General features: G+C 51.4%; 14 protein-coding genes. 9 read left to right on the forward strand and 5 right to left on the reverse strand.

All coding sequences use genetic code 11. The features are described 5' to 3' along the window. Positions 1-11: 11 nt before the first annotated feature. Positions 12-1,304 carry a UDP-glucose dehydrogenase family protein gene (locus ACZ439_RS19550; protein WP_127610750.1) on the reverse strand — a complete coding sequence of 431 codons (1,293 nt, stop codon included), beginning with the start codon at positions 1,302-1,304 and terminating at the stop codon, positions 12-14. A gap of 338 nt (positions 1,305-1,642) precedes the next feature. On the opposite strand from ACZ439_RS19550, the gene ACZ439_RS19555 reads away from it, so the two are divergent. Next, positions 1,643-2,317 carry a hypothetical protein gene (locus ACZ439_RS19555; protein WP_464620061.1) on the forward strand — a complete coding sequence of 225 codons (675 nt, stop codon included), beginning with the start codon at positions 1,643-1,645 and terminating at the stop codon, positions 2,315-2,317. A 274-nt stretch (positions 2,318-2,591) separates the two neighbouring features. Here ACZ439_RS19555 and ACZ439_RS19560 read toward each other — a convergent pair whose 3' ends face one another. From ACZ439_RS19560 to ACZ439_RS19570, 3 genes are read right to left on the reverse strand one after another with little or no spacing between them, the layout of a single operon-like run. Next, positions 2,592-3,731, reverse strand: a complete 1,140-nt coding sequence (locus ACZ439_RS19560) for a glycosyltransferase family 4 protein (RefSeq protein WP_127607719.1) — start codon at positions 3,729-3,731, stop codon at positions 2,592-2,594. A 32-nt stretch (positions 3,732-3,763) separates the two neighbouring features. Beyond that, positions 3,764-5,617 (reverse strand): CotS family spore coat protein, encoded by a 1,854-nt coding sequence (locus ACZ439_RS19565; protein ID WP_464620062.1) that lies wholly within the window; start codon positions 5,615-5,617, stop codon positions 3,764-3,766. A gap of 41 nt (positions 5,618-5,658) precedes the next feature. After that, a complete protein-coding gene (locus tag ACZ439_RS19570; RefSeq protein WP_464620063.1) occupies positions 5,659-6,990 on the reverse strand; it encodes a glycosyltransferase in 1,332 nt (443 codons plus the stop codon). 224 nt (positions 6,991-7,214) lie between these two features. Between ACZ439_RS19570 and ACZ439_RS19575 the strand changes: the two genes are divergently transcribed. The 8 genes from ACZ439_RS19575 to ACZ439_RS19610 all read left to right on the forward strand — a co-directional run bounded on the left by ACZ439_RS19575 (position 7,215) and on the right by ACZ439_RS19610 (position 13,120). Next, on the forward strand, positions 7,215-8,192 hold the full coding sequence (locus tag ACZ439_RS19575; protein ID WP_464620064.1) for a phosphotransferase: 978 nt from the start codon (positions 7,215-7,217) through the stop codon (positions 8,190-8,192). A 176-nt stretch (positions 8,193-8,368) separates the two neighbouring features. Further along, the gene (locus ACZ439_RS19580) at positions 8,369-9,001 is read left to right on the forward strand and encodes a YcnI family copper-binding membrane protein (RefSeq protein ID WP_127607727.1); all 633 of its coding nucleotides are present in this window, start codon (positions 8,369-8,371) and stop codon (positions 8,999-9,001) included. A 318-nt stretch (positions 9,002-9,319) separates the two neighbouring features. Then, positions 9,320-10,087, forward strand: a complete 768-nt coding sequence (locus tag ACZ439_RS19585; protein WP_054800184.1) for a peptidoglycan-binding protein — start codon at positions 9,320-9,322, stop codon at positions 10,085-10,087. Positions 10,088-10,177: 90 nt separating this feature from the next. Further along, complete coding sequence (gene mscL / locus ACZ439_RS19590; protein ID WP_054796920.1) at positions 10,178-10,651, forward strand: large-conductance mechanosensitive channel protein MscL; 474 nt, start codon at positions 10,178-10,180, stop codon at positions 10,649-10,651. A gap of 235 nt (positions 10,652-10,886) precedes the next feature. Next, positions 10,887-11,111: a helix-turn-helix domain-containing protein gene (locus tag ACZ439_RS19595; protein WP_010493958.1), complete on the forward strand. Its 225-nt coding sequence runs from the start codon at positions 10,887-10,889 to the stop codon at positions 11,109-11,111. Positions 11,112-11,381: 270 nt separating this feature from the next. Next, positions 11,382-11,582 (forward strand): cold-shock protein, encoded by a 201-nt coding sequence (locus ACZ439_RS19600; protein ID WP_054796919.1) that lies wholly within the window; start codon positions 11,382-11,384, stop codon positions 11,580-11,582. Between the two features lie 70 nt (positions 11,583-11,652). Continuing rightward, the gene (locus ACZ439_RS19605) at positions 11,653-11,883 is read left to right on the forward strand and encodes a cold-shock protein (protein WP_155613743.1); all 231 of its coding nucleotides are present in this window, start codon (positions 11,653-11,655) and stop codon (positions 11,881-11,883) included. A 922-nt stretch (positions 11,884-12,805) separates the two neighbouring features. After that, positions 12,806-13,120, forward strand: a complete 315-nt coding sequence (locus tag ACZ439_RS19610; protein ID WP_054796916.1) for a hypothetical protein — start codon at positions 12,806-12,808, stop codon at positions 13,118-13,120. A gap of 139 nt (positions 13,121-13,259) precedes the next feature. Here ACZ439_RS19610 and ACZ439_RS19615 read toward each other — a convergent pair whose 3' ends face one another. Further along, a complete protein-coding gene (locus ACZ439_RS19615; RefSeq protein WP_464620065.1) occupies positions 13,260-14,477 on the reverse strand; it encodes a CynX/NimT family MFS transporter in 1,218 nt (405 codons plus the stop codon). Between the last annotated feature and the right edge of the window lie 168 nt (positions 14,478-14,645).

A 14,645-nucleotide genomic window follows, 5' to 3' on the forward strand; every position in this document is an offset into this window, starting at 1 on the left:
GTCATCTCTCCTCACGGATTTCCGAGGCATCGGTAGCTAAACCCCAGAGAGCTCATCCGCTTACCGTCCAGCGCATTTCTTCCGTCAAGAAAGTAATGCTGCCTCATGCTTTCTTTCAGCAGGCCCCAATCTGCCGTCGTATACTGCTTCCACTCCGTGCAAAGGATGACAGCGTCACAAGCGGCGACCGTATCTTCCAGCGTCTCGAACTGGCGGACGCGGTCGGATGCCATGTCGGCCGGCAGCTTGGAGACAGGGTCATGTACGCGAACGATGGCTTTCTCTTCCATCAGGTGCTTCAGAACGGAAAGTGCCGGGGATTCACGCTGATCGTCTGTTTCAGGCTTGAAGGACAGACCTAGCAGGGCTACGGTTTTATTGCGAAAGGATCCGAAGGTTCTTTCCCAATTATGCACGGCGTAAGAGATTTGCGTTTGGTTCACGGCGACGACGCTGTTCAGCAGCGTCATCTCGCTGCCATGCTCTTTTGCGGTATACAGCAGCGCTTGAATGTCTTTGGGAAAACAGGATCCGCCGAAGCCAATGCCTGCCCTTAGAAAGTGCGGTCCGATGCGAGGGTCGGTTCCCATCCCGTGAGCCACATCAGTAACGGAAACCCCGAGCCGGTCGCAGAGCCTTGAAAGCTCGTTGATGAAGGAGATTTTCGTCGCCAAAAAAGCGTTTGCCGCATATTTGATCATCTCCGCGGTTTGCGGCTTGGTGACAATCAGGGGACAAGTCATATCTTTGTATAAAGCGGTGATGATTGCGGTCGCTTGCTTGTTCGTACTGCCGATTACGACGCGGTCGGGATGGAGCGCATCGTGCAGAGCGCTGCCCTCTCGCAAAAACTCCGGGTTGGATATCACATCGAACGAAACCGGCTCCCGCTGCGCCTCGCCGATCCACCGGACAACCTGTTCGTTCGTGCCTACGGGAACGGTGCTTTTAATAACTACGAGCTTGTATTCCGTCATCAGGGAACCGATCTGTTCGGCAGCCTGCCGTATAAACTGCAGATCGGCGCTTCCATCAGGCCGGGACGGAGTGCCGACGCATAAAAAAATGATCGGATGCTCCCGCAGGGCGGTTTCAAAATCGGAGGTAAACGAGATGCTTCCTGCACGGCTGTGTTCTTCAAGCAGAACGTCCAAGCCGGGCTCGTAGAAGGGCAGGGTTCCTACGGCCAGACGGTTCAGCTTGGCCTCGTTCGTATCGAATCCGGTTACCTTCCAACCGAGCTCAGCTAAGATGAGCCCGGTCGTGACGCCGACATAACCCATGCCTACAATCAAAATGTTCATTTGCCCGTCCCTCCAGCATGATACAAATTTCGATCATTTTGGTGATCCCCAAATTGCTCAGGTTTATTCTTTTTTTTCTTGCTCCGTATGGTTTTACTCCTTGTGACTTAGTGCTTTATTATAAATATTATGTAAAGCATCTATACCCCGTAAGGGTATTTGCGGATGAACACCTAAATATGTGTGTATGTGCATTTTTTTGTGTAAATAACAATAAGTTGGTAAATATCCGCTTTCGTCTTCTATAACCAGCCTATACATCGCGACTACGAGATCATAGTATACAGTGAAACTAACTAAAAAAAGTTTCGAGACGAACATGGAGAGGAATGGTTGTTTTGTCTAAAGCCGAAAAAGTGAAGCACTGGCTGGCTGCCTACCCTGATGCTGCTGAAGTTGAAATTGAGTTTGCGAACGGCGATAAGATCAATTACTCCTTGGACGAAGGGGTATCTGCTTTGATGAGCAAAGTGGACTGGGAGGAAGTTGAAGAAATAGAAGTGGAGATGGCTGACGGCGAAACAGAAAAGTTAGAATTGGACGATGACGACGATGACGACGATGACGACGATGACGACGATGACGACGATGACGACGATGAAGACGAAGATGAAGACGAAGACGAAGATGAAGACGAAGACGAAGACGAAGATGAAGATGAAGACGAAGACGAAGACGAAGACGAAGACGGGGACGAAGACGAAGACGGGGACGAAGATGAAGACGGGGACGAAGACGAAGAAGAAGACGGAGACGAAGACGAAGAAGAAGACGGGGACGAAGACGAAGACGAAGATGAAGATGAAGACGGGGACGAAGATGAAGACGGGGACGAAGATGAAGACGGAGACGAAGACGAAGAAGAAGACGGGGACGAAGACGAAGACGAAGACGAAGATGAAGATGAAGACGGGGACGAAGATGAAGACGGGGACGAAGATGAAGACGAAGATGAAGACGGGGACGAAGATGAAGACGAAGATGAAGATGAAGATGAGGACGAAACTGACTAACCTGCTGTAATTTCGTCTTGAAACGATCCACTCTTTTCCGCTGCTGCGCGATTGGAGGGACGGGCAAGCAGCGCCACTCGCCCGTCTCTCCAATCGCGCAGCCCAATAAATCGAACAAGCCTCCTGCCTGCAGGCCTCTTTTATTTACGGTCCATAGAGACCGTTTATGAATGAGGCTATAAGTGTTTCGTGGCTCGGACGCGCGCTGCAGCCAAACCTCCGGTCCTCCGCCATGCAAGCTCTGCTTGCATGGCGGATAGGGAGAGCGTCATGGTTACGGCTGCCAGACGGTTAAGATGTCCCTGGCCACCCGGTCCCAAGTAAAGCCCTTCTCGACAAAACGGCGGCCTTGGAGTCCGTGACGACGAGCCGATTGCAGATCCGATAACAGCACATTCAGCTTCTGGGCATATTCGGCCGGATCTTCCGGGTTCTGAATAAGCTTGCCGAACGGATCGGCTGCGATCTCGGGATTGCCCCCCCTTGCCGTAGTAAGAAACGGTAGCCCGGCTGCCATCGCTTCGTAATGAACTCTGGCCAGCGGTTCCTGCCACAGCGAGGTGCACACAAACACATCTCCCGCATTAAACCAGCGGTGTACGTCGTGAGCTTCCACATAACCGGTCGTAATGACGGGTATTGGTGATTTTTCGGCAAGCGCCCGTACGTAAGCGATATAATCGCTGATCGAGTTGTCGCTGTACCAGGCACCTCCGACAACGACAAGCGCAGCATCCTTATGCGAGAGCTGGGACATCGCCTTCACCAAAACATGCGGACCTTTATTTCGTGATAACCGGCCAACGAACAAAATTACTTTTTTAGATCCGAGTCCGTATTCGGACCGGATCGTCTCTCTATCGCGATGCGACGATTCCGATTCCGACCAAGGGGAAAACCGGTTTAAATCGACTCCGGAATAAACCGTCTTCACTTTAGCCCTCGCATTTGGAAAAAGAGCGGCAATCTCATTTCCGATATAGTTGCTGATCGTGATGATACGCTCCGTCACTTCGACGACGGCGGCGCCTTCGCTGGGATGAATTTTGGCGGAGTTAAACATATCGTTGTGCATGCTTAATACGATTCTGGCGCTGGGCGCTGCCTTCCTTACGGGCAATACAAGCTTCGGCCGATTAAATATATGAATCAGATCATAGTTCCCGCCGAATCTTGAAACGAAGTCCAGCACACCTTCGGCGTATACCTCCAGTAGGCCATCGGAAGGGACACGGACATAACGGACTCCGTTGACCACTTCGTCATTCGGTAATTCGGGGTCCGTTCGTCCGAGAATCGTAAGGTTGTGGTGCTTATTCAATAAACCGGCCACTCCGACGATGTACGTTTGAATCGCTCCGCCTCGGATGTTCGGTACAGGCAGTTTTTCCGTGCAAATCATCAATACATTCACTCTTAGCTCACCATCCTGTCTCAAAATGTCCGTTACCGCCTAGCTGCCTTTCGATTATTGGCGGCGGCGGGTTTCCGAACGCGAGTCGTTTTCCCGGCCCTATTTTTATTCGGGTTGAAGACGCCGGCGGGCTTCTTCGTTTGGCTTGTTTTTTGTTTCTGTTTGGGTGCGAGCTTCAGGGCCTGCTTCGAGCGGTCAGGTTTCGTCCGGCGTTTGGGCGGTGTTACGCGTACGGCCGGTTTAAGCAGGGAGGCGCTTTTTTGGACGCTTCGTTTCTTTGCAGCTTGCTTTTTCAGTACGCTTTTTTTCGCTGCAGACCTTTTCTGGGAGCTGGCCGGCTTCCTTCTGCGTTTCGCAGCCGGTTGGGCCTTCGCGTCTTGAGCAACCGGTAGAGCCTTTGCGTCTTGTGCTGCCGGTTGGGCCTTCGTATCCCGAGCAAACGGTAGGACCTTCACGTCTTGACGAGCCGGTCGGGTCTTCGTATTTCGCTGTGGCGGCAGGGCCTTCGCGTTTCGACGTTGCGATTTGTCCTTCGCGGTACGTCGAGGACGCGACGTTGCGATTCGTCGAGCCGGTTGACCTGTTTCGATAAGAGGCAAAACGGCGACCGGCTCCATCGGGCTGATAGGAATGATATTTGGCTGGGTCGTAACCGGTTCGACCATGGCAGCGGGCGGGAGCAGTTCCGGCATGGGAAGCTCTTGGCCTTCCAGCACGCGCTCTGTCCGTTCGACAGGCAGCAGCACAGCCGCTTCCTGCTCCGGATAATGGCCAGGGACGTAATTCGCTTTGTCCTGCTCCAGCTCGGCCAGCGCCTGCCATTTGGTGCTCTCGGCAATCAGAACCCGGTCCAAAATGCCGTTCAATTCCGTCTCCATGAATAGGGTCGGCTGATAAACGATTTCTTTTACATGTTTATAAAATTCATTCGGAAACGCCATATCAAGCCACAGCAGCTCGAAGGTTTCACGGTCGATCGGATTGGCTTGATGGTAAGCTTCAATCATGCCGCGAATCCAGGTTAAATCCCACACTCCCATATCATCCATCGTGCTGGTGATCAGCTTGCGCAAATCCCGGATCGGCAGGTCATACGCCACGCCGTCCAAGTCGATAATCCAAATCCCGCCAGGACCCATCTGCCCGTTTGACCAACCGTAATCCTGGTGGGCCAAGCCCCAATGGGGATCGCCCATGGCTGCCATCCGGGGATAGGACGACAGTTTAAACTTCTCATAAATCTCCCGGGCCTGCCGGTCGTAATCGTCAACGATTGACAACAACCGGGAGCTGGCGGACAGTTCCGGGTACGCTTGGGCGATATCTCGAAACCAGCCGATTTTGGCAATAATTTTCTCGTAATATTTCGGCCATCTCGGCAGCCGGGTCGAACGCGCAGCGCCGAACGGCGGAACGTAGCCCTGGGACAGTTTGTGGAATTCGCCAAGCCCTGTGCATAGCTGGGCTGCGCCTTCCAAATCGATTTTGGACGCCTGAACGAGCGACTCGATCCACTCCGTGACGATCCACAGCTTACCGCCGGCCTCTACATAAAGCCGATCATCCTTCGTCCGAATCAAGGACGGAACCCGTGCCCCCTGATTCACCAAGTACTCCTGTGAGCCGACGCTGAACAGGCTCCGTTTCGGTTCGCGGTGGAGCACCTTAATACTGCGCGGACCGCGATCGGTATTCATTTTCCAGATAGCGCCGCCTTTGTCAGGCTTCGAAGTGACAAGCGTCATATCCGAGACCTTCATCTCGTAAAGCTCGGCGACTTTCCAAGCGATCGCTTCCAGCTCGGGCGGAACATATTGTTCCAAGACAATCCCCGGGTCAACTGTACCTTCCAGATGGTCCCATGGACCGATTCTGTACTCTTCCAACGTCATCACTCCATCATCAAGTTCAGCGATTCGACATGTATTCACGACAAATCGGAAATTCGGGCATCTTTCCTCGATTTGAGCATGTGCGCGTACACGTCGATCAGCTTATCCGTAGTTTGTGAAATATGGAAACGGTCAATCACGAACGACCTTCCGGACCGCACGTTCCGGACGATGTCCGTCCGATCTTCATGCAGCGCTTTTCTCACGTGTTCCGTCAATAAGGTTTGCGTTAAGGGGAGATCGGCGTCATGATCGCCGAACCAACAGTTCCATATCTGTTCGTACCGCTGCGGTTTCACGAGACCGCAAAAGCCTTTGCTGCCTACGGCAATAAGCGGGCGCTCGCATGACATGGCCTCCAGCGAGATTCTTCCCGTTCCGATGACACAATCACTAATGGAATAATAGGCGTTCATATTCAAAATCTCGCCGGCATAGTGAATGAACGGGGATTGCGTTTGTTCGTTTTTGCTTTCGACGATCTGCTGGATTTCGTCTTGTTTCTTACCGCCGCCCGCGATAAGCAGCTGCAGGTCGGGGTAGTCGGTTTGCTTCATCAGAGTCAAAGCATGAATGGTTTCTTCGCAAATGTCCGCTTTTTCCCACGACAGGCGGCTTGCATACATGACGACCGGGGCTTGCTGCGGAAGCCCTAATTTACGCCTGAGATAAGAGCGGTAAGCGGTGTCCAGGGGATGGTACTCCGATGGGTCGACGCCGTTCGGAACGACAAAGGCCTGGATCCCCGCGTTCTGAAGCATGCGCAAGACGGCGGGACTGACACAGGTTACGGTCGCGCTTCTTCTTAGAACGCTTAAAAATGCGGGATCATAGTAAGTGCCGTGGACCGTAAACAGGAACGGCACCCGCAGCGTTCGAGCCGCCTCCAGGGCTACGATCCCGGAGGGAACTTGATGGGCATGGACGAGATCGATCTTCTCCGTTCGAATAATCGATTGAAGCATGGCCATGTGGGCGCTGCGATTGGCCTCATCCCGCTCGTAGTCGTCCCCGACGAAATCAATCTCGTATACCGGGCAGCCGAGCCCCAGGAATGGCTCCAGCAGCTTTCCTTTTTTGGCGGCGATCAAGACGGAGGCTCCTTTTCGAAGCAGTTCTCTCGTTAGAGACAGCGTATAGGTTTCCGTCCCGCCGATATTCAACTGATCGAGTACCATCAGAACCCGAAGGGGGGGGGCGGGGAATTCCAGCCCGGATCTGGGAAGAATCAAACGGAGCGGGCCCGCCTTAGCCCGCCGTTTTCGGATTCCGGCATATGACTTCGGAACCGTGCTTTCGTTGTACGCCGTTCTTTTTTTTAGCGGAATTACGGATTTTTTAGGTAACGCGCGTCTGCTTTTTTTCAAGACTTCACCTCCAATCAGGATGGGGCGTACCTATACTCATGCATATGTCTCATGGATTGGGAATGATAGGTGCATTCGTGGATAGGCTGTAAAATTTTATTAAATACGCATATATCCTATTAAAATTTTGCAGAAGGCGAATATAGTGTAGTACCAATAAGTTTGGCAGTGGTTATGAGGTGAAGCATTTGGGGTCACCTATTCCAAGTCAAGGAGTGAGCGCTATGGAAAGCTCCCAACCTTCTAAACCGTTCGACGACGCGCTGCTGGAGTTCGTATGCGAGCGGTTCCAATTGGGCAGATTCATCCGATTTGACGGTATGCTGGGCGGTTCATTCAATGTGAACATGAAAATGACAACGTCCGACGGAACCTTTGCGGTCCGGGTGCTGAACCGCTCTGCCGCTCCGGAGCATTTGGGGCATGCCCGGCAGGCAATTGCGCTTCTGCGTGCGAACGGCATTCCCGCTGCGTGCCCGTTGACGGCGGTGGGAGGCGATCCGTTTATCCGATATAAGGAAAAACTGGTACAGGTGACTCCGTTCGTAAGCGCGGATTCGTTTCAATGCAGAGAAGCGCAGGTTTTTGAGAGCGCCCGCATGTTAAGAGCGTTTCACGAATCGCTTGTCCAAGTTCCGGCAGGCCCCCGTCCTTCGTGGTCGTTCTATGCCGATGCGGCCTATTATACGGAAGCGCTTGAGCGGATGCGCAGCTTGTCCGGTATACCGGTGGATGAACGGGCCGAGGCCGAGAAGCTGATCCGGCGGGTGCTGGATCAGTGGGGGGATGCCGCAAGCGGCTTGCCTTGCACGACGCTTCACGGCGATTGGCATTTTTGGAATCAGTGTTATGCGGAAGACCGCGTTTGCCTCGTGATGGATTTTGATTTTATGCAGCAGGGACAGCGTGTTCAAGACATCGCCTATGCGCTGTGGGTCATTAACTTGCTGCTTCCCGAGCATGCGGATACGTTTGATCGTTGTTTTCTCCGGGGCTACGGGAAGTTGACCGAGGAGGAAGCAGCCATTATGCCCATCGCGGCAGCCAGAGTCAGCTTGTTCTTCTTGTGCCATGCCGCCAATGCCTCGAGCCCGGCGCAAAGCTGGCGTAAACATTATCGCAAACAGCTGCCGTTCATCCGATCGATGCTGGCGGAAGGCGGGCAGCGGGTGGTGCGGTTGGCCCAGGAAAGTCAACTCTGATTGGCCGGAGTAAGCGCGAGAAGCGGCAGGCGACATGCCCGAATGCGCTCAGTCACAAAACGTCCAAAAAGACAACGAAAAATAGCCCGGTTGAGTCATTCTTCCAAGCAGCGGTTTACGATATATTACGAATGGAAATACTGATCGTTGTAACCAGGGAAGGGGATAATTTGGAAATGAAAAAGCTGCCATTCACGTTTGGACTCGTCCTGCTTTTATCTCTCTTGTTGTCGGGCTTAGCAAGCGCTCACGTGACCGTGCAACCGAAAGAAACGACACAGGGAAGCTATGAGAAATTCACTGTCCGCGTACCGTCGGAAAAAAACGAACCGACCGTAAAGGTTGAAGTGAAATTTCCGCTGGACGCGGTAACCGTTTCCCGCTTCGAGCCGAAGCCCGGCTGGAAGTACGAGCTGACCAAAGAAGGCGATAAAATCAGCGGCGTCATCTGGACGGCAACCGGAGAAGGCCTTGGACCGACGGAATTCGGCGAATTTTACATGCAGGGCAAAGTCGCCGATACGGCTACCGCGATTACGTGGAAGGCGTATCAGACTTATAAAGACGGCAGCGTAGTCGAATGGGTCGGCGCCGAAGGTTCGGACAAGCCGGCTTCCGTGACGAAGGTGAATGCGAAGCCGGCAGGTGCGGCAGCCGATAGCCACGGACATACCGCAGCGCCGTCAGCGGGCGATTCGCCAGCCGCAGCTTCGACTGACGGGGCATCGAACACGCCGCTTTACTTATCGATCGCAGCCGTTGTGCTGAGCGCAGCGTCTCTGCTTGTTTCACTGGTGCGCAAGAAATAAGCGAACTTCCGATTCGCGGTAAGCCTGCTTCTTCCTTCCGGGAGAAGCAGGCTTTTTGCGTTGTCGGCAGAACGGCGGCGCTTTCTCCTGCGGCATCCGCGCATTCCCCTACAACCCATTCTTATACGGTCCGTCAGATCGGCCGATACCGCTCCGCTTCACCGGATCGCGGCTCCACGGATTCCGCCTGCTGCCTGCTTCGGCAAGCGTGGAGAAACCGGCCGAATATCCGTTCATAATATTGCAATCGTCGGGGGATGCTGGAAGTAGGCAATCGATCAGCCCCATCTCACTTCTGTTCAGGAGGAATAAATTCACATGTTTAACCGATTACGAACGAAGAAAACAACACTGCTGCTTACGATCGCTCTGCTGCTTAGCTTTGCCGTCTCAGGAACGGTGTTCGCCTTCGGCAAAGGCGCCCAAGGACCAGATGTTTACGCTGTGCAAGGGATGTTGAAGTCGCTCGGTTATTTCTCCGGCTCCATATCGGGTTATTACGGACCCGTCACGGAGAACGGGGTCAAGAGGTTCCAGAAGGCGTACGGCCTTCCGGTAACGGGGGCGGTCGACGATAAGACGCTGCAATCAATCCTATGGGCTTACGGTAATTTGAAAATTCCGAAGAAGCCTGCGCCCGCTCCGACGCCAACGCCAACCCCGGCTCCGGCTCCGAATCCGCAGCCGCCAAGCGACAACAAGCTTAGCGCGGAGGAGCAGCAGATGATCGACTTGGTCAATGGGGCGCGTACCCAGGCCGGCTTGCCGGCGTTGACTGTCGATCCGCAGTTGTCCCATGTGGCGAAGTTGAAAAGTCAGGATATGGTGGATAAAAATTATTTTTCCCACCAGTCCCCGACGTATGGCTCGCCCTTCGATATGATGAAGCAGTTCGGCATCAGCTACCGCAACGCCGCCGAGAATATCGCCTGCAACAAAGGGGTAGAGGCCGCACACCAAGCGCTGATGAATTCGTCCGGACACCGCGCCAACATATTGAGTAACGATTTCACGCACATCGGCGTCGGCATCGTCGACGGCGGTCCGTGCGGCAAAATGTTCACACAGATGTTTATCTCTAAATAACCAAACCAGAGCAAGCTCCAGCAAAGCACAAACTTTGCGGGAGCTTGTTTGTTGTTATAAACTAATAAAAAAAACGGAGGTTTGAACGAGATGAAAGCAACGGTCTGGAAAGAATTTAAAGAGTTTGCCATGAAGGGCAATATGATTGATTTGGCGATCGGGGTTATTGTCGGCGGCGCCTTCGGCAAGGTGGTCACGTCCATCGTCAACGATTTGGTTATGCCCCCGATCGGCCTGCTGCTGGGCCGTGTAAAATTCCAGGACTTGTTCATCAGTCTGGACGGCCGGTCTTTCGCTACGCTGGAAGATGCCAAGAAAGCGTCGGCGCCGACGTTAAACTACGGCTTGTTTATCAGCACAATGCTTGATTTTCTGATCATTTCGTTCGTCATCTTCATTGCCGTGAAGCAATTGAACCGACTGCGCAAGAAGGAGGAGGCAAAGCCCGATCCGAAAGCCGGCTTGCAGGAATGCCCGGAATGTTTATCCGAGATCCCGAAGAAAGCGATTCGCTGCAAATATTGCACGGCTATCGTGAAAGCGCAAGCGAACGGACAAGCCTGATCCATAGCGGCACTTCAGTAGATCCATTCCATGTTGGGTATCTTAAGATGTAACCATAACCGTATGCCGGAAAACCGTACCCTGGCGGATTCCCCGCCAATAGCTGCGATGCCTCATCGTCTCGCCCATTTTTGGACGGTTGCCGCACCAGTATACGTGATCCTTCATAAACTGAATTTGACTGTATCCCTAGACCTTGTAATGATACAAAAACCCGGGCAAGGAGGGGTGACATTTGAAGGGCAGCGATCACAAAAGTAAATTTTTACTCACCAATCGCGAACGCGAAGTATTTGAACTGCTGGTGCAGGACAAAACGACGAAAGATATCGCGCAGCAGCTGTTTATCAGTGAGAAAACCGTACGCAACCATATCTCCAACGTCATGCAGAAATTAAATGTAAAAGGGCGTTCGCAAGCGGTTGTCGAGCTGATTAAGCTTGGGGAGCTGCAGATCTGAGGAAATCCAATGGACCTAACAAAGTCTTCTTTTTACGGTTCTTCTTTGCGGAGAATCGTAAGACGAGGGCTTTTTGGTTTGTGGAGGAGAGAAAAACTTGCCCTTTGCGTTTGAGTGTGGTATGATTACTTTAATCATATATTTGAAACCTTGATTCACATATTGCAAAGGGTTATCATTTGTGCGATGGTACCTTTTTCAATGTGTGAATTTTTTATTTGTTTCCAAAAATAAAAAGTACATGTTAAATAAAAATTTGGAGGTCATATTATGCAAACAGGTACAGTGAAATGGTTTAATGCTGAAAAAGGTTTTGGTTTTATCGAAGTGGAAGGCGGCAACGACGTGTTCGTGCATTTCAGTGCAATCACAGGCGATGGTTTCAAATCGTTAGATGAAGGTCAACGTGTTGAATTCAATGTCGTACAAGGAAATCGCGGTCCGCAAGCCGAAAATGTTGTAAAGCTGTAAAACCCAAAGCAAGCTGCCCTAACAAATATGGAGGGCAGCTTTTCTTTTGGATCATAAGGAGGGGTTCATCATGTATTTTCGGAAAAAATTGTTAGAGGATATCCCTACGGAAAATACGATGATTTGGTCATGTGAAAATGAAGACTGTAAGGGTTGGATTCGTGACAACTTTGCCTTTGAATGTCAGCCGATTTGCCGACAGTGTCTTGCTCCGATGGTAAGCAGCATGAAGATACTGCCGTTGCTCTTAAACTCGAACATCGACCTTAAATCACTTAAAAAAGGTGTGCAGATTTCTTAGCTGTCGCCCCCCTAATCAAGCCTTCTTTTTACGTTCCCTCTATAAGAGGGATCGTGAGATGAAGGCTTTTTGGTTGTTGGGGAAAAGAAAAAACGCGATTCATCGAGTAAAAAGCATGAAATAAAAGACCGCATGATATGTAAGCGGTATCACGCGTCGTTTTATCAAAACGATGTCTAATATCTTGATTTCATCTGTATTATAGCTTTTTTGAATAAGCGTATAATACAACTCATGAAAACAAAATAACGTTTCTAATTCTAATTCGCTTAATTTCCCTTTGGGAAAGCGGGGGAACCAAACTCAGGCTTTGCTTGCTGGGTGAGAGCCAAAAATCAAAGTTTGATGGGGGTATGGATCATATTCCTTTCCCTTCCGGTTGTTATCTATTTCTTTATTCGTATCCACAAGCATTACCTGAATATGGCTAATGAACTGCGGATTGATCCGAAAGCAGAGACGCCAGTGACCAAAGGTAATGTGATCGTTGTCCCGGTGGCAGGGGTTAATCGGGTCGTTTTAAATACGATCGGGTATGCCAAGTCGATATCAGAACATTATTGCCGTTTATGTTGCTTTTGACGACGATGATGCACAGAAGATGGAGAAAAAAGGAAGGAGTGGAATTCAGGCGTTCGGCTTGTTATTTTAAAATCCAGTTATCGGAGCATACTGAGACCTTTAATTAAATTTATCGATACAATTGAATGGAAAACCAGCGAGACGGATTATGTAACGGTGATGATTCCGCAATTTATTACAAGGAGTTGGTGGCACAATTTTCTGCATAATCAATCCAGTATATTAATTCGTGCCTATTGATTAAATCGAAAAGACGTTACGATTTCGACTGTACCTTTTCATTTGAAGCATTAATTAGAGTTGCTGCGTTCAGACCAAAATCCACGAATGGAGGCACCTGATGTTGAATTTATTTGAGCTGGCGAATCTTCATCCTGATATTGAAGCTGTTCACGAGGTCGTCCAGGCTTTAAAGGCTCGCATTGATGGTAAAGAAGTCGGAATTAAAATCCTGAAGAATGAAGCCGGTCATTACTTTTATGAACTAAGTTATTATTATAGAGGAGCGGATAATGCCAACCCGTACGTTTCAACGGACAATCGGTTTGCTTCAGTCGAAGAGGCGGCACGGGGAGCGCTCCGGTCGGCAACGATGTTTTACCGGAGCACCGATGAGGGTGGAACTTGGTTGAAGAACGAATCCTTTTATCCGTAATATCAAGCGAAGATTTTTGTGCCGGCGGCCCCCTGCCCCGCACGAATCTGAAGCAGGACCTCCGCAATTGCGAAGGTCCTGCTTCAGATTACGCTCCAGTTAAATCATCGGGTAAATCCGCTCCAACAAAGCTTTGATCTCATGATGATTTTTTCTTGCTGCCGGCTGTCACATACGCGTTGCGTCCGGCCCCGAGGCCCACGGACAGCAGCAGAAGACTGGCCGCCACAGTGATTAACAACGGAATTGCCCAAGTGTTGGTCACGTCATGAAGAAACCCGAACAGGACGGGGCCGAACGCGGCAAGCAAATATCCGACGGACTGCGCCATCCCCGACAGCTCGGCGGCTTGACGCGCATTCTGCGTGCGAAGCCCGAAGAAAGCAAGCGCCAAACTGATGCTTGAACCTACTGCAATCCCAATACAAATAATCCAAAGCCAGATCAGCGAGGTATTCCCGCTAAGCAATCCGAGGTATCCAATAAGGTGAAAGAGCACCGTTACGATTACAATGCCTCTTTGGTTGGAACTGCGCCCGGCGAGAATCGGAACGATGAATGAAACCGGCAGGCTTACAAACTGCATGGCGGATAGCATCCATCCGGCGGCTGAGACGCTCATCCCCCGGCTATGCAGAATTTCGGGCAGCCATGCCGCATTAATGTAAAAAAGCCACGACTGCAAGCCCATGAACAAGGTGACCTGCCATGCCAGGGAGGAGCGCCAGATGGAGCCGCCGCCGCCCGCAGTTGACGCTGCCTGGCGGGAACGAAGCTGCGGCAGCCAGAAGAGCGCGGCCAATCCGCCTAAGACAGCCCAGCTTGCGAGAGACCCCCGCCAGCCAAGTCCTGCCCCCACCGAAAGGGGGACGCTGATACCCGAAGCCAGTGCGCCAAAGACGTTCATCGAAACCGAGTACGCACCGGTCATGAATCCTACATGCTCGGGAAAATCCCGTTTAACAAGGCCCGGCAGCAGCACGTTTCCGATCGCAATGGCAAGACCGATGATGATTGTACCCATGAATAGCGTGACGACCGAAGCATAGGACCTTAGAAGAATCCCGACAATTAGCACGATCATGCTTAGGAAAAGCGTCATTTCCATCCCGATTTTGCGTGAAATTTTAGGGGCAACCGGGGAGAGCGCGGCAAAGGCCAGTAACGGCAAAGCGGTTAGCATGCCGGTTACCGTATTCGATAAATGCGTCTCTAAACGAATCGCATCTACCAAGGGGCCTAATCCTGTGATGGCGGCCCGAAGATTTGCGGCGACCAGCAATATCCCCAGGATTAACCACACGGTCTTCATCCGGGAACGCACGTAATGTCCGCTAGAGTCATACTTCAGAAGCATATTCCTAGACACCTGCTTTCTAGTCTGACAAATTACACATTCTATAATCATATCAAAAAAAATAGAGAAAAACATCATAGGTCTGGTCAATCGGGAGAAAATTTGCAGGCGCATGAGGAGGACTCTTTGGTTGGCGAGTGCGAAAATGATATAATTAATAGAATATGG

The sequence above is a fragment of the Paenibacillus sp. JCM 9796 genome, assembly GCF_055379675.1.

Coding starts and splice junctions, on each gene's coding strand:
- ACZ439_RS19550 (WP_127610750.1), bottom strand. CDS start 1,304: ATGAACATTTTGATTGTAGGCATGGGTTATGTCGGCGTCACGACCGGG.
- ACZ439_RS19575 (WP_464620064.1), top strand. CDS start 7,215: ATGGAAAGCTCCCAACCTTCTAAACCGTTCGACGACGCGCTGCTGGAG.
- ACZ439_RS19580 (WP_127607727.1), top strand. CDS start 8,369: ATGAAAAAGCTGCCATTCACGTTTGGACTCGTCCTGCTTTTATCTCTC.
- ACZ439_RS19585 (WP_054800184.1), top strand. CDS start 9,320: ATGTTTAACCGATTACGAACGAAGAAAACAACACTGCTGCTTACGATC.
- mscL (WP_054796920.1), top strand. CDS start 10,178: ATGAAAGCAACGGTCTGGAAAGAATTTAAAGAGTTTGCCATGAAGGGC.
- ACZ439_RS19600 (WP_054796919.1), top strand. CDS start 11,382: ATGCAAACAGGTACAGTGAAATGGTTTAATGCTGAAAAAGGTTTTGGT.
- ACZ439_RS19605 (WP_155613743.1), top strand. CDS start 11,653: ATGTATTTTCGGAAAAAATTGTTAGAGGATATCCCTACGGAAAATACG.
- ACZ439_RS19610 (WP_054796916.1), top strand. CDS start 12,806: ATGTTGAATTTATTTGAGCTGGCGAATCTTCATCCTGATATTGAAGCT.
- ACZ439_RS19615 (WP_464620065.1), bottom strand. CDS start 14,477: ATGCTTCTGAAGTATGACTCTAGCGGACATTACGTGCGTTCCCGGATG.